Genomic DNA, 18,171 nt, shown 5'->3' on the forward strand with positions numbered 1-18,171 from the left:
CGGCGGCAGTGTGGTTCTTATTTGTTTCTTTCCCGGAAATTATAGCATACCCGGTGGGCAGATACAAGCTGATTAACCTGAACGTCCTGAAATTTTGCGTTCAGGTTATTTTCTCTGTGCAAGTTCCCATTAATTTAACCTGAACATTCTTTGATCACTGTTTCAGGTTATTCTAACCGCTGATCCAGCGTCTTTTTTATCCTGAATCCTTAGTGAACACTATTTCAGGATATCGCTGCACAGCTTTTTAACCTGAATGCTTTCAAAATCGTGTCTTAGGATAAAACCCGAAGCAATAGCCAGCAGCCAGGACGACGCTGCAAATTCACCAAGCCGCACATTGTCATTCAGCGCAGCCATCATATAGATCATGATCAGGCTCATGATTAAACTTAATAAAATTCCTTCTCTTTTGCTTCTAGGCATTCTCTCTTCCTCCCGTCTTCTTCTGATAGTAAACTGCGATCAGCTCCGCAGCCGTCTCCACACCGATCTTTCCCGTATCCATGCACAGATCATAGTCGTCTCTGCTGCCCCAGGCATGTCCCGTATGGTATTCCTGGTACACTGCCCGTCCCCGTCAGGATCTTCATCTGCTTCTCCGCAGATTTTCGATCCAGTCCGTTAAATTCCACCTTTCGACCAATACGGAACCCCAGATCCGATGCATACAGGAACACATCGATCGTCTCTTCCTCCTGCAAAATATGATTCCCGCACCATCCAACGATGATGCAGTCACCCTGCTTTGCAACCTTGCGGATCACATCGCTTTCCAGCTGAAACAGCTCGTCATCCAGTGTAACTCTGGAAAAAATCCCCTTGTACAGCGACTTTCCCTTCAGATAGCTGCTGGAACTTCTCTCATCGTTCTCCACCGCATCCGTCAGATTCAGATTTCCGCTTCTGGCAGCTTCCGCAACCAGATCTTTATCATAAAATGGAATCTATAAAATCTTCGATAACCGCTCTGCGATATAACGACCTCCGCTGCTGTTTTCTCTGCTTATTGTAATGATCATGTATAGTTCCTCCTTCGCATCTGTTGTTTTCCTGTGTCGGCTCAGGCAAACAAAAAAGACAATACCTGCAGCACATCCGTCCGACAGTGAATGCGCGACATTTATTGTCTTATCTGCTTTGATTATTGATTTTTTAACAGCGCTATCTTATCACATAGAAGAAAGAAATTGCAAGCATTTTTTCGTTTCCGCCAAGATTTTCTTCTATTCTTCCCGATTTCTCTGTGCCAGAAGATCCAGTGCCGGCTGCAGATCGATCTCGTCATCCGCAAGCCCCAGCACTTCGTAGTCCGGCAGGTCATCCAGAAGCTCCTGCTTCTTTCGTTTCTTTTTCATCTGATCCTTGATTCCCATACTCTGCTCCTTTTCCCCTTGGCCTGTCAGCCTAATTCCGCCAGCTTCCGCGCCGCTTTTTTCATCTCGCAGATCGCCTCGCCAGCTTCCCGCTTGATCTTATGCTGCTCCTTCGGCTCCATGAGCAGGTATATATTCAGCCCCACCAGTGCTCCGGCAAGACCGATCCCTGTGATCATACTACACGCTTTTCCCATTTCCAACACCTCCTGCTTCCGCATATTTCAATCTTACGAAAGTAGTATGCCCGGTCTGCAGGGAAATATACAGAAATATAGTCGGTTCTTCTTCGTGAATTCCAATATCAAAAATTATTTGACCTATATGGGAATTAAACTCTACTACGAACCTGCTTCCCAAACTATGAATTCCCAGATTCACTTTTTTCATGGCCAGATGGGAACTATAGACTGATGCGGCCGTTATTATCAGGTTGATCTGCCTTTCACAGTTCCAAAACCTCCATAAAAATTCTCCATCTCGGAATTTTTGAGTTGCGCACTGCAAAAAGTTTTCAACTAACTTCCCATCCGCCGCTATTTTTTTTGCAATGTGGGAATTCACGATGAGCTGCAAAACTCACTCCCGGCAAAAAATCCAAATCCACAGCAATTTTTTCTCTATATGGGAATTCACGAATATCACCAGCCCCGCCACCGATCAGATGACCCAGGTGATCTGCGTTATGCAGCTTCATCGAAGCTGATCGGATATTTTTTATATAAAGCCCAGCTGATTGCAGCTGTGATGACCTCTGCGACTATAAATGCGTACCAGATCCCGGTCATGCCCATAAATTTTGACAACAGCCACATAGCCGGGATCAACAGTCCGAATTGTCTCAGTATATTGATCAGAAGACTGAACTTTACCCTCTTCGTCGACTGCATAAATGAAGCGACCATCGTTGCGATCGCAGCAAATACATAGCTTATGCACATGATCCGCAGTGCAGGCACACCAAACGACAACATCTCTTCCGATGCATTGAACACAGTAAGAACCTGCGACGGGAAGAGACATAATATGATGATGCTCACGCCAGTCAGCAGGATGCCGATCGTATTTCCGTACTGAAATGTCTGGGTCAAACGTTTTTCGTTCTTCGCACCATAATTGTAACTCATGATCGGAATGCATCCCTGCACCAGACCGTTGAGCGTCATGATCACCACCTGCTGCAGCTTGAAATACGCCCCGAAAAATGCAACGGCAGTCGTAGAATAGAGCACGAGGAACAGATTGGTGAAATAAGTCATGAATGCACCGAGCGCATTCATCAAAAATGACGGGAACCCTATCACGAAAATTTCCTTGAATATCTTGAAATCGAGCTTGAATCCCTTCGTCTTGATCTTTACTTTCTGCTTACGGAAAATCAGCACATAAAATGCCAGGATCATCGAGAATGTATATCCGCACACAGTAGATACCGCAGCTCCTTCGACTCCCATTTCCGGGAAGATCCACACACCAAAAATAAGAAGGGGATCCAGAACAAAGTTCAGCAGAACACCAGCGATCTGAAACCACATTGGTGCAATCATGTTCCCCGTTCCCTGTAAAACTTTCTGGATGCAGATATGTACCATGCTGGACACTTCCATAAAAGCACAGATCCTCATATAATCCACCGCCATATCATAAATGGTGGGATCTTCTGTGAAGGAGGCAAAAAAAGGTTTCATAATAAGCAAAACCACGATCGTTACGATCACGCCGCATGCAGCGGAGAGAATGATTCCATTTGAGACCACGCTGTTGGCCATATCCTGATTTTTCTGCCCCAGATACCTGGCAATCAGTACATTGACACCAACACCTGTTCCGATCGACATAGCGATCATAAGCGTAGTGATCGGAAACGCCAGAGAAACAGCAGTAAGCGCATCCTCTGAAATCCACGATACAAACATACAATCCACAAAATTGTATGTATACTGAAGAAACATCGAAATCAACGGAGGAACCGACATCGTCACAATCAGCGGCAGCATCGGTTTTGTCTCCATTTTATTCAGTTCGCCCATCTTCTTCATCTCCTTTAATCACACCAAACCGAATATGAACTCTTTATTTTGCTCTAATCATTGTAACACATTGATAGGGTGGTCACAAGCAGCTATGTAACCGGTTTCACGCTTTCTTCCTGCCACCTTTCAGATGCAAAACCCTTCCATTTGTGATACCATAGAACAAGTAGCAAGGAGGCTCACTATGAATACATTTGAAATATCCCCCTTCCGCCTGGAAGGGGACGTCTGGCTGATCCTGGATCAGACCAGGCTGCCCGGCACCGAAGTTTATCTTCGCCCGGAAACAAAAGAAGACATCTGGCACGCCATAAACACCCTGCAGGTTCGGGGAGCACCGGCTATCGGCATCGCCGCGGCATACGGTCTCTGGCTTTCTGTAAAGGATTTTACCGGAAGCATGGAAGAGTTCGCAAAGACTTTGCAGGCCGCCAAAGACTATCTGGTGACTGCCCGTCCAACAGCAGTCAACCTTGCCTGGGCACTGGAACGCATGTGGAACACCTGGCGGAAATCTCAGCCCTGCGATATCATAACGTCTAAAGACCTGCTCTTCGCAGAAGCAAAAAAAATCTACGAAGAAGACGTTGCCGCCTGCAAAGCCATGGGCGAATACGGACTGACCCTGCTGAAACCGGGCATGGGTATCCTGACCCACTGCAATGCGGGAGCACTGGCGACATCTAAATACGGAACCTGCCTGGCACCCATCCACCTGGGACAGGAACGAGGCTATAACTTCCATGTATTCTCCGACGAGACACGCCCGCTCCTGCAGGGAGCACGACTCACCTGCTGGGAACTGCAAAAGTCCGGCGTAGATGTGACCCTGATCTGCGACAACATGGCTGCATCCGCCATGAAGCAAGGCAAGATCGACGCCGTAGTAGTCGGCTGTGACCGGATGGCCGCCAATGGTGACGGAGCCAATAAGATCGGGACTTTCGGAGTCGCCGTGCTGGCGAAGGAATACGGCATCCCGTTCTACATGTACGTGCCGACTTCCACCATCGACCTTTCTACGTCGACCGGTGCAGATATCCATATTGAAGAACGAAACGGCGAAGAGATCCACAAGCTCTGGTACGCTGAAGATATGGCTCCTGCCGGGATCAAAACCTGGAATCCGGCCTTCGATGTGACTGATGCGAAATACATTACAGCAGTTATCACAGAAAAAGGCATCGTACGTCCGCCATACACGGAAAACCTGCCGAAAGTTTTTAAATAACAAGGAAAAAATACATGTCAAATCCACTATAAGTGGTATAATAAATTACAACAGAAAACGGAGGTGTTATTATGAAAGAATTCAATCGCCCGACCATGCTGATGATCCTGGATGGGTACGGCATCAATCAAGATACATACGGTAATGCTATCGCAGCAGCGGACAAGCCGCATCTGGATGAGATCTTTACAAAATATCCTGGAACAACACTGAAAGCCTGCGGACTGGACGTAGGTCTTCCGGAAGGCCAGATGGGAAATTCCGAAGTCGGTCACCTGAACATCGGCGCCGGCCGGATCGTCTATCAGGATCTCACCATGATCACAAAGGCTATCGAAGACGGCAGCTTCTTTGAAAACGAAGCTTTGCAGAAAGCTATTGCTCATGTAAAAGAGAACCATTCCGCTCTCCATCTTTTAGGGCTGCTTTCTGATGGTGGCGTCCACAGCCATATCAGCCACCTGTTCGCTCTCATCGATATGGCGAAAAAAGAAGGCATCGAAAACCTTTACGTTCACTGTTTCCTGGATGGCAGAGACGTGCCTCCTCGCTGCGCCGAAAAGTACATTAGTCAGCTGGAAGATCACATGAAAAAAACCGGTCTCGGTAAGATCGCAACCGTATCCGGCCGCTACTATGCCATGGATCGTGACAAACGCTGGGATCGTGTCGAAAAAGCCTACAACGCTATGGCGTGCGGCGAAGGGGAACAGGCTCCCGACGGTGCATCTGCAGTGAACCAGGCTTACAGCCGCGACGAAAACGATGAATTCGTACTCCCAACTGTTATTGAAAATGCAAACGGCACCGTTAACAACGGTGATGCTATGATCATGTTCAATTTCCGCCCGGACCGTGCCAGAGAAATCACACGGGCATTTGTGGATGAGGATTTCGATGGATTTGAACGAAAAAAAGAGATCAAAGATCTCTGCTACATCTGCATGACTCAGTACGATGCCGAGATGCCCAACGTCTCCCTTGCCTTCCCGCCGGAAACCATGGCCAATACGCTGGGAGAATATATCGCGGATCAGGGACTGACCCAGCTGCGTATTGCGGAAACAGAAAAATACGCCCATGTAACTTTCTTCTTCAACGGTGGTGTGGAAGCACCTAACCGCAACGAAGACCGCATCCTGGTTCCTTCCCCGAAGGTGGCCACATACGACCTGCAGCCGGAAATGAGCGCTTATGAGGTAACAGAAAAAGTTCTGGAAGCCATCGAAACAGATAAATACGATCTGATCATCCTGAATTTTGCCAACGCCGATATGGTTGGTCATACAGGTGTCATAGAGGCTGCAAAAAAAGCCATCGAAGCCCTGGACAAGTGCGTACCGCAGATCGTAGACTCCATCCTGGCAAAGGACGGTCAGATCCTGCTGACGGCAGATCACGGCAATGCCGATGTGATGCTGGATAAAGACAGTAATACGGTAACGGCTCACTCCCTCAACGATGTACCGTTGCTCCACATTGCCAATGAACCTAAGCAGCTAAAAGACGGTGGTCGCCTGTGCGACATAGCGCCGACCATCCTGAAGCTGATGCATCTGGATATCCCGGCAGAAATGACCGGAAAGCCGCTGGTATAGCCTGCGGCACACCGCAAGCCACCTGCCGCCTGTGAATCGATAAAAGAATCAAAGTCAAAAAGAGCCGGGAAAGAATCCTAAAGGATTCTCTCCCGGCTCTTTTGTATCGTTTCTATCTTGTCGCCATAAAACAGACTTTGCCCTCTCTTACAGCAGTTCTTTTCTCGAAAGGTTGATACGGTTCTGGCTGTCGATTTCCGTTACCTTGACCTTCACGATATCACCGATATTCATTTCGTCTTCTACCTTCTCTACACGATGTTTTGCCATCTTGGAAATATGAAGCAGACCTTCTTTTCCCGGCAGGATCTCGATAAATGCCCCAAAGTTCATGATACGAGTTACCTTGCCTTCGTAGATCTCGCCCGGTTCTGGTTCTTTGGTCAGCAGCTCGATCTCTCTTACGCCAGCCTCTGCGCTCTTCATATCAGGCGCTGCGATATAAACCAGACCAGTATCGTCGATATCGATCTTGACACCGGTTTCTGCGATGATGCGATTGATAGTCTTGCCTCCCGGTCCGATGACAGTACGGATGTGATCCGGATCGATATGCATGGAGATGATCCTCGGTGCATATGGTGACATTTCTTCTCTCGGAGCAGGCAGCTCGTCCAGCATTTCCTTCATGATATGCATTCTTCCTTCATATGCCTGTTTCAAAGCGTTCTGCAGAACTTCCTTGGAAAGGCCATGAACCTTGATGTCCATCTGGATCGCCGTAACGCCCTTTGCAGTACCTGCAACCTTGAAGTCCATATCGCCCAGGAAGTCTTCCATCCCCTGGATGTCGGACAGGATCGCCATCTTGCTGCTTCCGTCTTCTTCCACGCGCTCGATAAGACCCATCGCAATACCAGCTACAGGAGCCTTGATAGGAACGCCTGCATCCATCAGTGCCAGACAGCTTCCGCATACCGATGCCTGAGAAGTAGATCCATTAGAGGATAACACTTCCGATACGACACGGATCGCATACGGGAAATCTTCCTCACTCGGCAGTACCGGCAGCAGTGCTCTTTCCGCCAGTGCACCATGTCCGATCTCTCTTCTGCCCGGGCTCTTCATTCTTCCTGCTTCTCCTACGGAATACGGCGGGAAGTTGTAGTGATGCATGTATCTCTTTTCAGTCTGTTCATTGATGCCGTCGATAGTCTGCGCTTCGCTGAGCGGCCCTACGGTAGCAACGGAAAGCACCTGAGTCTGTCCTCTCTTGAAAAGACCGGAGCCGTGAGTTCTCGGCAGTACATGAGTGTCACACCAGATCGGACGGATTTCCGTGCGTTTTCTGTTATCCGGACGGATACCGTCGTCCAGGATCATCTTTCTTACCTGTTCCTTTGTAATGGTGTAAAGCACATTGCCGATATCCTTGCCGTTATCCGGATAGATTTCTTCAAAATGTTCTTTTGTTTCAGCTTCTACAGCGTCCATATTGTCCAGACGTTCCATCTTGTCGTAAGTCTGGATGGCAGCTCTCATCTTGTCTTCTGCATATTCTCTGACAGCAGCTTCGATGTCTTCCGGAACCTTATACAGTTCGATTTCCATCTTAGGCTTGCCGACTTCTTTTACGATTTCTTCGATGAATTCAACGATCTTCTTTATTTCTTCATGTGCGAACATGATAGCGTCCAGGATAGTATCTTCCGGCACTTCCTGTGCACCTGCTTCTACCATCATGATTGCTTCTTTCGTTCCAGAAACCACCAGATGCATCGTGCTTGCTTCCCTCTGTTCTAAAGACGGGTTCACGATGAACTGTCCATCTACCATTCCGATGAGAACCGAACCTGTCGGGCCTTCCCACGGAATATCCGAAATAGCCAGTGCTACGGAAGATCCGATCATAGCAGCGATTTCGGAAGGTGCGTCATCGTCTACGGACATGACTGTCGCAACGACCTGCACGTCATTGAAGAAACCCTTCGGGAACAGCGGACGAAGCGGTCTGTCCATCAGACGGGAATTGAGGATCGCCTTTTCGCTAGGTCTTCCTTCTCTCTTTATAAATCCGCCCGGAATCTTTCCTGCTGCGTACATTTTTTCCTCATAATCGCAAGACAGCGGGAAAAAATCGATGTCCGGTCTTGGCTCCTTGGACGCGCACGCCGTTACGTTTACGACTGTATCGCCGTATCTTACCATAACCTGTCCATTGGCCAGTTCGCAGACTTTGCCAATTTCAAGCTCCAGCAGCTTACCGCCGATGGCAGTCTTGAATGTTCTGTAATCAGTGAATTTCATAATAAACAACTACCTCCTGTTTATTTGCTCTTACTCTTAAACATCTCAGATGCTTATGCACCTGATATAAAAATAAAGACGGGGAATGAAAGCCCCGTCTAAATTATCAAGTTGATTTACTTTCTTAAACCTAAACGAGCGATAAGATCTCTGTATCTCTGCAGATCCTTCTCTTTCAGGTAATTAAGAAGGTTTCTTCTCTGTCCTACCATCTTCAGAAGTCCTCTTCTGGAGTGGTGATCCTTCTTATGAACTTTCAGGTGTTCGTTCAGATCGTTGATTCTGTAAGTCAGGATAGCAACCTGTACTTCCGGAGAACCTGTATCTCCTTCTTTTGTCTGATACTCTTTGATGATTTCTGCTTTTTTTTCTGTTGTAATCATGTTCGTCTTCCTCCTTGTTTTGATACGCCTGAAGCCCAGACGCCGTCGGAGTGTCGTCCGACTGAGCCGCAGGTAAAATTACTAACAACTTATGTTACCATACTGATACTTGTTTTGCAATACAAATCTCTCTGTCCTCCGGGACTTTCTGCAGATTCTGCAAAGTTTCCTGCAAAGGCTCCTCCCGGCGTTATATTTCTTATGCTGTTTAGGCTTCTTCCGGCTCTTCCTCGCCATCTCCTACACTGATATCGATCCCGTTGACCGTAACACCTTCCCCTGCCGGGATCAGCAAATACTGTCTTCCATCGATTTCCTGAGTCGTGATCAGGTATGTATATTCCGGATCCACCGTGATCTTCACCTCCGGCGTCTTCATCTCGAATTTCTTGCTTTCCATTACATTGATCGGGTTCAGGATGGACTGATCACCAAACTCTTTGCGGCAGGCTTCATTGAAAATCTCCACCTTTTCTTCCGGCACACCGCTGTGCTTGAGCACGTCATCCAGATCCTCCACAAACAGCTCCGGCACTTCCGGATCCTTGCTTTCCTTATGAACCAGCAGCTGCTGCCTGATCTGCCCGTGGACCGCCTTGACCACGTCCAGCTGCAGTCTTCTCCCAGGGATTCGCAAAGCACATCAGTGAAAGCATGCTGCTGTGCTCCCGCAGACATAGGCGACTTTTCGATATGAAAGATCCCGTCAATGAATTCATGATGAATATCCACAAGCCCGCGGCTGTAATACAGTGCATTGTAGATGTTGGTGCTTCGGTCATCAAACGATGGAAACATAAATCCCAGCTCCGGATTCCCCAGCACATGTCCCGACGATGCTCCCCGGAAATTCTGTTCTTCTGCAAAGTAACGTAAGGACGCCCTGGCATCCTTTACAGGACATATGCAGCAGATGATATAGTCAAACACCTCGTTTGATCCTTCCTCCCAAAGCTCATCGTCACGTCCCTTGAACGGAATATCATAAGAATCGCTCGCCAGCAGGATCACATAGCTGTCGTCGCCGAAATCCAGCGACGCAATGACCCTCTTATAAAACAATTCCCTCATATCTTCATCTCGAAGATGGGACTGCCTGAGAGCCTGTAAAAGCCGATGCTCATCGCTGTCCTCCACCTGTTTCGTGGAAAACTCGATATCCAGCAGGTTCTTTCCCAGCGTACCGGAAATCGATTTTTTAAGAAGTTTCAGATACAGTTCCGCTTCCTCCTGCTCCATAAGCCCCATGGACATGTCCATGCGCGCCACAATATCCTTTGCCGCATTGACATAACAGCCGTACACATGGCTGATGCTGTCTTTATCTAGTGTAAAACGTTTTCTGATTTCACGTAATTCTTTCTGATTCATCCCCGCTCTTCCTCCTGTAATGCGAAAACTTTTATTCCATATGCCCAGTTAAATTATCTTTTTACTGAATCGATACGCTGCCAGGCAGGATGCTGCCGGTATGATCGCGATACATCCCACCGCACTGATAATGATATTTATGATCCCCTCTGCAAATTCTCTTGAATTTATCATGACTTCCAGTGAATAATACATGCTGAAATTGATAAATAAAATCAAATATTCTCCTGCAAATATGAAGAACAGCGTATTTACGGTGGAACTTAAAATACTGCCTCCTATCTTCATCCCCGAAAGGATCAGTTCTCTTTGTTCATATTCGGGATTATGCCTTGCGATTTCATAAACTCCGGAAACGATCGCCATCGCAGTATCAACTATGGCACCAACAAGAGTCCACAGCATCACCAGTATCGCGATAGCAAACATATCGACACCGATATCCCCGCTGTAGCCATTTGACTGCCTGATTTTATTTTCCCCCACAAAAGACATTCCCTGCAGGTGTCCCCCATAAACGAATACTGCGATCAGTGCCAGCATGACTGCTGCAATAACGATCACAGCTATAAACGCAACCCGCGTTTTATCGTTTACTTCATTTTGATAAAATATAGTAATACAAATTACGATCAGTATCGCCGCAATGGAAACTATCATCGGCGGAAGTCCTAAAGAAATCGCCCAGATCACGGCAACTAAAACGATCGCGTTCAAGGACAAGGTCATAAGCGTTTTCGCAGTGCGATCCCCTCCAACCAAAAGACAGAGGGCTACCAAAACGATGCACAAAACTGAAATCATCATCTTTTTTCTCCCTTCCTTAAAAACATGGAAGACGCCATCACAGAAAGCGGGATGGTGATCAGTATCCCTATTGCTCCGGCAAGAAACCGCGTGATCTCAAAAAAGGCATCGTATTTCAAAACAGTAACAAAACCGATATCATTCCTCATGGAAATAATGAAAATCGGTATGATGGCAGCCAGATTCGTGAAGAACACAACATTTATCATAGTTCCCGTTATATCGTCTGCCACCTCTTTCGCCGAATCCACGAGAGCTTTCGTACTGATATCAGGTGTCTTGCGGATCAGTTCTACCGAGCATGCCGTGATCGTCACTGCAATATCTATGATCGCACCCAGACATCCGATCATTATCTGCGAAAGGAATAAATGATTTGCCTGCTTTACAGTATATGGCTCCGGAAGAAAATCTAAATATTCATACCCCATATTGGCTGTCTTCCAGATCAGGGCAAAACATAGCAGCCCTACGACTGCAAGTGCTCCGATGGTTACAAAAAAAGAGATCAATGTAACTCTGCTTGCCCCGCTGACCAGAAACAACAGGATAAAAGCAAAGAGCAGGCAGGATACTACCGTCATCAGCAGGATATCGACACCCTTTACATACAGCAGCGTCATGGCAATAAAGATCACGATATCCGCCACAAAGCACACCGTAGTAAAAAAGCCCTTTCGACCTCCGAAGCCAAGCAGCATACCCAGCAAAAGAATGACCGCAGCAGCTACCCAGTGATCACGTTTGACACCTGTGATCGTTTTCAATTCCGAATCCAGAAACACCACATCTCCTTTATGATATTTCTGATCATAAACGAGAGCCTTATCATATTTTAACTCGATATCTCTGAACTGACCTTTCTCTTCTCCATTTTTGATTTCTGCCTGGATCTGCTGTTTCTCGCCACTGGTTTTGACCGTGGTTATTTTCCCGATCGGCTTGCTGTACAAGCTGTAATCATGATACACGCATAGAAATGCGATCGTTCCACAAATCAGAACTACTATAAACTTTATTATCACATTAACGATAAATTTGTTCACACCCAATACCACCTGTTATTTATTTTCTAAACTTCCTTCTTCCCCACGACATTACATTTTACTCTACCACGGCTCGATATGCAAGCAGAGACCTTTGCAAAAGTATTGCCCGAGGATCCTGCAAAGCCTCCGGCAGTGCGCTTTGCAGAAAAAAGAGAGACCGTCTTCCCTGATGGTCTCTCCTCGCAGATTCTATTATGACGCAACATTATTTCCAGAAATCCGTATCTTCCTTGACGCCGATATCCTTGGCGATAAAATGCGGATCCTTGCCTTCCTTACGCTGTTTTACATAGTCGTTGAGACATCTTACGGCAGTGCCTCCCAGGATCAGGATAGTCGGTACGTTCACAACTACGATCATGCCCTGCAGCATGTCCGCAGTATCCCATACGAATGCTGCACTTGCCACAGCACCGATGTACACAACGGCCGTAGCGATGATTCTGAAAACCAGAAGTTCTCCTCTGCTCGGTACTCTTCTGATGATGAATTCCAGACATCCTTCACAGTAGGAATAGTTTCCGATCAGCGTCGTGAACGCGAACAGCGACATTGCTACTGCCAGGAAAATCGGGCCGAAGCTTCCCAGTGCATCGCCCATGGATGCCTGCACATAACCAGCTGCATCTGCTGATCCATCTACCGCGTATTTTACCGGATCGATATTGGTGCTCAGACACATGAATGCCGTTGCTGAACAGATCAAAAGCGTATCGATAAATACAGAAAGCATCTGCACCAGCCCCTGTTTTACCGGATGAGAAACATCTGCTTTTGCGGCAGCATTCGGAGCAGAACCCATACCAGCCTCGTTGGAGTACAGACCTCTTTTGATACCCCACATAATGCAGGAGCCTGCGAATCCTCCGAAAATAGAAGGGAAATCGAATGCGCTCTTGAAAATCATTGCAAACATGTGCGGGATGTTTGTGATATTGAGTGCCATGATCAGCAGTGATACCAGCACGTAAATAACGCCCATCACCGGAACCATAACGGCAGTGACACGAACGAGTCTCTTGGCTCCACCGATCACGATAACGCCGAAGAGGATCGCCAGGATCAGTCCTATGAGTTTCGGCGTCACGCCTGCATCGTAGAAGCTGAACGCTGCAAATGTGGACTGCAGGTTGTAGGCAGCCAGCATATTGTATCCTACAGCGTAGATCATGATGATCAAAAAGGAAAAGATCACACCCAGCCATCTCTGCTTCAGTGCTGTCTGCATGTAGAATGCGGGACCACCGTAACTGGATCCGTCTTTATCACGTTTCTTATAGATCTGCGCCAGCGTAGATTCTATAAAGGCGGTCGCTCCACCGATAAAGGCCGTCAGCCACATCCAGAAAATTGCGCCTGGACCTCCCAGGCAGATTGCTGTCGCTACTCCGATAATATTTCCGGTCCCGACTCTGGATGCCGTGGAAACCATCAGCGCTCCAAAAGAAGAGATCCCATTTTCACTTTTCGGTTTTTCAGCAATAACTTTAAAAGATTCCTTGAACAGACGAACCTGGATGAATTTACACCGGAATGTAAAGTACAGCCCGCCTACGATCAGGAACACTGGTACGAACCATGGCTGATACAGCACACCGCTGATCGCCAGGATCCATGAGTGAATAACATCTAACATAATTTCCGTTCCTCCTAAAAAATGACTTGAACAATACCATCATCTCTTAGTCCGTAAACCCCTAAATGCGCGCTTTTGACGCATCAGCTTCACCAGTATAACAGAAATTTGCAGGTTATACAATCAAAATTGCAAATCGATGCCCAGTGTGGTAAAATGAGGCTATCGATTCAGTTAGTTTTGACTACCCCCCTAATGTAGGAGATCCCATATGAATACATTTTATGGCATTTTAATACCTTTTCTCGGAACCACACTGGGAGCCGCGTGCGTATTCTTTCTGAAAAAAGCATTGAGCGAATCTTTGCAGCGTGCTCTGACCGGCTTCGCCGCAGGTGTCATGGTAGCCGCTTCAGTGTGGAGCCTGCTGATCCCTGCCATTGAACAAGCCTCCGGAATGGGGCGACTCTCCTTCGCCCCTGCCGTGATCGGATTCTGGTGCGGTATATTGTTTCTGCTTCTGCTGGATCACGTCATCCCTCATCTCCATAGAAACTGTGAACAGACAGAAGGACCAAAAACCCATTTGCAGCGCTCTACCATGCTGCTACTGGCCGTCACACTCCACAACATCCCGGAAGGCATGGCCGTCGGCGTCATGTACGCAGGCTACCTGTCCGGAAATGTACAGATCACTGCCGCCGGTGCACTGGCTCTCTCCCTGGGCATCGCCATCCAGAACTTCCCGGAAGGAGCCATTATCTCCATGCCCCTGCGAGCCGAGGGCATGAGCAAGTCAAAAGCCTTTCTCTGCGGAACTCTTTCTGGTATCGTTGAGCCCATCGGTGCCCTCCTGACCATCCTGGCGGCCCAGCACATCATCGCCTTCCTGCCTTATTTTCTCAGTTTCGCCGCCGGAGCCATGCTCTACGTCGTCGTAGAAGAACTCATCCCTGAAATGTCTCAGGGTCGCCACTCCAACCTGGGCACCCTCTTCTTTGCCATCGGCTTTACTATGATGATGGCTCTGGATGTAGGGCTGGGGTAAACGGCTTGCTAACATCTGCTCACGTTATGAATTCCCAGATCGAAAATTTTCTGACCTAATTGGGAATCAATCTCTCGATTCAGATGTCTGCTCGCGTCATGAATTCCCAGATTTGATTTTTTCAAAGCTATATGGGAAGTTCGTTACTGTAAAGGTTTCAAGATCCATGCGCAGCACTCGCTATGATTCCTCGAAAGACATAGAAACTATTCATCTGGGAACTGTTTTTCTCTACATTGTAAATATCTTGTAAAGCAGTTCCCAGCTTGCTGTTTTATTTTAGAAAATGGGAATTCATGAATGAAGAAGCAGCTCATAAGCCGTAAAAAATCCAAATCAAGATCATTTTTTTCGCAATCTGGGAATTCATGATTTCCCAGATCACGCACCATACCCTATTTGTTGTACTTTCTCTTTTTGCCTGCAACTGTTGTCGCTAAAAAAAACTCAGAGCAAAAGCTCTGAGTTTTTATTGGTGCGGATAAGAGGATTCGAACCTCCATGAAGTTGCCCTCACACGGACCTGAACCGTGCGCGTCTGCCAATTCCGCCATATCCGCAAGTTTTTTGTTTTCCTTGACGCGACTATTTCATTATACATCGTTTTGCGATTTTTGCAAGCTTTTTTTGAAATTTTTCTTGATTTTTTTCGATCTTTTTTTTGCCGTTTTCTGAATCCCTTTATTTTGCAAGGCTTTGGGTGAGTTTACCTAATGATTCAGAATTATCCATTTATCCCAGATTTCACCGCCGCGTTTTTTGGTTTAAAACCACTCGGATCTATTCCGAGATTTTTAATACGGACACGTATACTCTCCGAAGTAATTTCCTCTCTGAATATCATCTGCCTTGTTAAATTCATACTGCACCAGAGCCAGGTTTATGATCTGAAATCCTAACAGCTGCAGCACCAGATAAAGCACCCGTGTATCTGTACTTCTGTATTCCAGATACCGATTCTTGAGCATGTCTGACTTTTCTCCCAGTTTCCAGGCCCAGTAATAGCTGTAGATCCCGAAAGTGATCAGGCTCAGCAGAAATGCAATCCCTCCGGACGTCTGGTTGGGATGACGAGTCATGCGGTTGATTTCATTCGTCGCAACGATGAACCAGTAGATCTCGTATATTCCAAATGTAATGATCGAAAACACGATGCAGAGTGCAATGTTTCTTCTCATAGTGCGTCCAGCTCCTTTCTTGTCCCGAAGGTTGTCAAAACAAAAATAGAATGGGCAAGGCGTAAGCCGGGTTCTGTATCTGACAATCATCTATCTTGGCTTCCTGTTACCAGAAAGCTCATGCGACCTACCTACCGGGCAGCGACGGGCCGCCGCTTTTTCTGCCCTATTTGGTCTTGCTCCGAATGGGGTTTACACGAGAAATATGTTACCATATCTCCCTGTGAGCTCTTACCTCACAATTTCAACCTTACCACGGCATTACCCGTTTCGGCGGAATGTTTCTGTTGCACTTTCCCTACAGTTACCTGCGCCGGACGTTATCCGGCATTCTTGCCCTGCGGAGCCCGGACTTTCCTCATACATCCCAAAGATGCACGCGATTGTCTGCCTTACCCAAAATATAAAATCCAATTGTTCCTAGAAATTTATATCATACAAACTACATTTTGTAAAGGACAATTACAGCTTAGTGCGAAGCAGAGCACATTCCTCATATTTTCCAACTGCTCAGTATTTCTTCTGTTTTCATTGCTTTTCTTCTTTTACAATGATATACTAAAAAAACACGTCATTTATGTCGTATCATTATTATTTACAAAGGTTATTTCACAAATCAAGGAGGAACAACACCAATGGAATTAGAAGCAATAAATGCTGGTATACTTTCCATCGTGCCACCTGTGGTCGCCATCGTACTGGCACTGGTCACAAAAGAGGTGGTATTCTCCCTCGTGCTTGGCATCTTGTCGGGTACAACGATCTATGCCTTTTCCACAGGAACCGGGATCGTTGGCATTTTCGACACAACGACACAGCTGATGGCCACAAAGCTGGGAGATAACACAACAATGATCATATTCCTCTGTCTGCTGGGTATTCTTGTAGCACTGGTAAACCGTGCCGGAGGTTCCCGCGCATACGGAGAATGGGCTGTAAAAAAACTTAAAAGCAAACGAAGCGCATCGGTTGCTACAGCCTTTCTGGGGATCCTGATCTTTATCGATGACTATTTCAACTGCCTGACAGTAGGTACCGTTATGCGTCCGGTAACAGACCGTTTCGATATGTCCCGGGAAAAGCTGGCATATCTCATCGATGCTACTGCAGCGCCGATCTGTATCATCGCACCGATTTCATCATGGGCAGCATCCGTAATGTCATATTATCCAGAATCAGCATCCCACAGCGGAATGACCGCATTCCTGTCATCCATCCCGATGAACCTGTATGCCATCCTGACCATCTTCATGGTATTCTACATGGCGATCCGCAAGAACGGGGACTTCGGCCCGATGCTCAAGGCGGAAATGGCTGCAACAAAAGGGATTCATGAAGGAAGACTGGAACAGGGCATCGCAGAAAAAGAATTTCTGGAACAGCTGGAGAACTCCAAAGGCAAGATCTGCGACCTGGTTATACCGATCCTGTTCCTGATCGTAGCCTGCATCCTGTCCATGCTGTATGTAGGCGGATACTGGGGCGAAGAAAAGATGAGCCTTTTCGATGCGTTCGGAAACACCGACGCCGGAACTGCACTGGCACTGGGTGCGCTGGTTACGCTGATCTTCTCCTTCATCTACTTTATGCTTAGAAAAGTCCTGACATTCCGTGACTTTTTCAAATGCATCAATCCAGGAGTAAACTCCATGGTAGCAGCATGTATCATCCTGACGCTGGCATGGACCATCAGCGGCGTCTGCAGAGATCTGCTTTCCACAGGTCCTTACGTAGCACATCTGGTAGAGACATCCGGTGTACCGGTCGGCATCCTTCCGGCACTGATATTCGTAGTGGCATGCTTCCTCTCCTTCTCGACAGGAACGGCATGGGGAACTTTCGGGATCCTAATCCCTATCATCATCTCCATCTGCGAAGTAGCTGCACCGGAACTGCTGATCGTAACACTGTCCGCTACACTTGCAGGCTCCGTATTCGGCGATCACACATCCCCGATCTCCGACACGACGATCCTGGCGTCTACTGGTGCACAGTGCAACCACCTGAAACACGTTGGAACTCAGGTACCATATGCCTGCACCGTAGCCGTATGCTGCCTGATCGGATATATCATCGCAGGTTTTACCGGCAAACTGGGACTGGCTGCCTGCACAGCTATCACGCTGCCGTCTGCACTGGTTCTGCTCTTTATCGCGCTTATCATCATGCGCAAGATCGCAGGTCCTGCAAGATATCAGAACAAAGCTGCACAGGAATAAACCGCAGCGAACAAAATGACAAAACCATTACGAATCACATAACTAAAACCCGCTC

Annotated in this window: 16 protein-coding genes, 1 tRNA gene, 1 other RNA gene and 1 pseudogene; 4 read left to right on the forward strand and 15 right to left on the reverse strand. The window is 47.3% G+C overall.

The features are described from left to right. Positions 1 to 219: 219 nt before the first annotated feature. The 6 genes from H8876_RS04380 to H8876_RS04405 all read right to left on the reverse strand — a co-directional run bounded on the left by H8876_RS04380 (position 220) and on the right by H8876_RS04405 (position 3,406). Positions 220 to 426, reverse strand: coding sequence for a hypothetical protein (locus tag H8876_RS04380; RefSeq protein ID WP_249286688.1), 207 nt, complete (start codon positions 424 to 426; stop codon positions 220 to 222). An 89-nt stretch (positions 427 to 515) separates the two neighbouring features. Continuing rightward, positions 516 to 947 carry a cytidylate kinase-like family protein gene (locus H8876_RS04385; RefSeq protein ID WP_346727836.1) on the reverse strand — a complete coding sequence of 144 codons (432 nt, stop codon included), beginning with the start codon at positions 945 to 947 and terminating at the stop codon, positions 516 to 518. A 279-nt stretch (positions 948 to 1,226) separates the two neighbouring features. Then, complete coding sequence (locus H8876_RS04390; RefSeq protein WP_249286689.1) at positions 1,227 to 1,376, reverse strand: hypothetical protein; 150 nt, start codon at positions 1,374 to 1,376, stop codon at positions 1,227 to 1,229. Positions 1,377 to 1,402: 26 nt separating this feature from the next. Next, complete coding sequence (locus H8876_RS04395; protein ID WP_177264351.1) at positions 1,403 to 1,573, reverse strand: hypothetical protein; 171 nt, start codon at positions 1,571 to 1,573, stop codon at positions 1,403 to 1,405. Beyond that, the gene (locus H8876_RS04400; RefSeq protein ID WP_249286690.1) at positions 1,557 to 1,952 is read right to left on the reverse strand and encodes a hypothetical protein; all 396 of its coding nucleotides are present in this window, start codon (positions 1,950 to 1,952) and stop codon (positions 1,557 to 1,559) included. Before H8876_RS04400 ends, H8876_RS04395 begins: the two co-directional genes overlap by 17 nt. Positions 1,953 to 2,059: 107 nt before the next feature. After that, entirely contained in the window at positions 2,060 to 3,406 is a 1,347-nt protein-coding gene (locus H8876_RS04405; protein ID WP_249286691.1) for an MATE family efflux transporter, read from the reverse strand. A 187-nt stretch (positions 3,407 to 3,593) separates the two neighbouring features. Between H8876_RS04405 and mtnA the strand changes: the two genes are divergently transcribed. Continuing rightward, complete coding sequence (gene mtnA / locus H8876_RS04410) at positions 3,594 to 4,640, forward strand: S-methyl-5-thioribose-1-phosphate isomerase (RefSeq protein ID WP_249286692.1); 1,047 nt, start codon at positions 3,594 to 3,596, stop codon at positions 4,638 to 4,640. Between the two features lie 71 nt (positions 4,641 to 4,711). Then, positions 4,712 to 6,238 (forward strand): 2,3-bisphosphoglycerate-independent phosphoglycerate mutase, encoded by a 1,527-nt coding sequence (gene gpmI, locus H8876_RS04415; RefSeq protein ID WP_249286693.1) that lies wholly within the window; start codon positions 4,712 to 4,714, stop codon positions 6,236 to 6,238. Between the two features lie 147 nt (positions 6,239 to 6,385). On the opposite strand, the gene H8876_RS04420 is transcribed toward gpmI, so the two are convergent. The 6 genes and pseudogenes from H8876_RS04420 to H8876_RS04450 form a co-directional block, all read right to left on the reverse strand. Further along, positions 6,386 to 8,485, reverse strand: a complete 2,100-nt coding sequence (locus tag H8876_RS04420) for a polyribonucleotide nucleotidyltransferase (RefSeq protein WP_249286694.1) — start codon at positions 8,483 to 8,485, stop codon at positions 6,386 to 6,388. A 116-nt stretch (positions 8,486 to 8,601) separates the two neighbouring features. Continuing rightward, on the reverse strand, positions 8,602 to 8,868 hold the full coding sequence (gene rpsO, locus H8876_RS04425; protein ID WP_249286695.1) for a 30S ribosomal protein S15: 267 nt from the start codon (positions 8,866 to 8,868) through the stop codon (positions 8,602 to 8,604). A gap of 208 nt (positions 8,869 to 9,076) precedes the next feature. Further along, positions 9,077 to 10,239: pseudogene (locus H8876_RS10300) on the reverse strand (DUF4317 domain-containing protein). Positions 10,240 to 10,287: 48 nt separating this feature from the next. Then, entirely contained in the window at positions 10,288 to 11,046 is a 759-nt protein-coding gene (locus tag H8876_RS04440) for a YibE/F family protein (RefSeq protein ID WP_249286697.1), read from the reverse strand. Continuing rightward, positions 11,043 to 12,092, reverse strand: coding sequence for a YibE/F family protein (locus tag H8876_RS04445; RefSeq protein WP_249286698.1), 1,050 nt, complete (start codon positions 12,090 to 12,092; stop codon positions 11,043 to 11,045). Before H8876_RS04445 ends, H8876_RS04440 begins: the two co-directional genes overlap by 4 nt. A 208-nt stretch (positions 12,093 to 12,300) precedes the next feature. Next, the gene (locus H8876_RS04450; protein WP_249286699.1) at positions 12,301 to 13,731 is read right to left on the reverse strand and encodes an alanine/glycine:cation symporter family protein; all 1,431 of its coding nucleotides are present in this window, start codon (positions 13,729 to 13,731) and stop codon (positions 12,301 to 12,303) included. A gap of 211 nt (positions 13,732 to 13,942) precedes the next feature. Between H8876_RS04450 and H8876_RS04455 the strand changes: the two genes are divergently transcribed. Then, positions 13,943 to 14,719, forward strand: coding sequence for a ZIP family metal transporter (locus H8876_RS04455; RefSeq protein ID WP_249286700.1), 777 nt, complete (start codon positions 13,943 to 13,945; stop codon positions 14,717 to 14,719). A 473-nt stretch (positions 14,720 to 15,192) separates the two neighbouring features. On the opposite strand, the gene H8876_RS04460 is transcribed toward H8876_RS04455, so the two are convergent. From H8876_RS04460 to rnpB, 3 genes are all read right to left on the reverse strand, one after another. Further along, positions 15,193 to 15,279, reverse strand: a tRNA-Leu gene (locus H8876_RS04460). Between the two features lie 234 nt (positions 15,280 to 15,513). After that, entirely contained in the window at positions 15,514 to 15,897 is a 384-nt protein-coding gene (locus H8876_RS04465; RefSeq protein ID WP_177265165.1) for a DUF4234 domain-containing protein, read from the reverse strand. Positions 15,898 to 15,944: 47 nt separating this feature from the next. Beyond that, positions 15,945 to 16,296, reverse strand: an RNA gene (gene rnpB, locus H8876_RS04470) — RNase P RNA component class A. Between the two features lie 236 nt (positions 16,297 to 16,532). On the opposite strand from rnpB, the gene H8876_RS04475 reads away from it, so the two are divergent. Continuing rightward, positions 16,533 to 18,116 (forward strand): Na+/H+ antiporter NhaC family protein, encoded by a 1,584-nt coding sequence (locus H8876_RS04475; protein ID WP_249286701.1) that lies wholly within the window; start codon positions 16,533 to 16,535, stop codon positions 18,114 to 18,116. Positions 18,117 to 18,171: the final 55 nt, after the last annotated feature.

Source organism: Lentihominibacter faecis (genome assembly GCF_014306095.1).
GTDB classification, from domain to species: domain Bacteria; phylum Bacillota; class Clostridia; order Peptostreptococcales; family Anaerovoracaceae; genus Lentihominibacter; species Lentihominibacter faecis.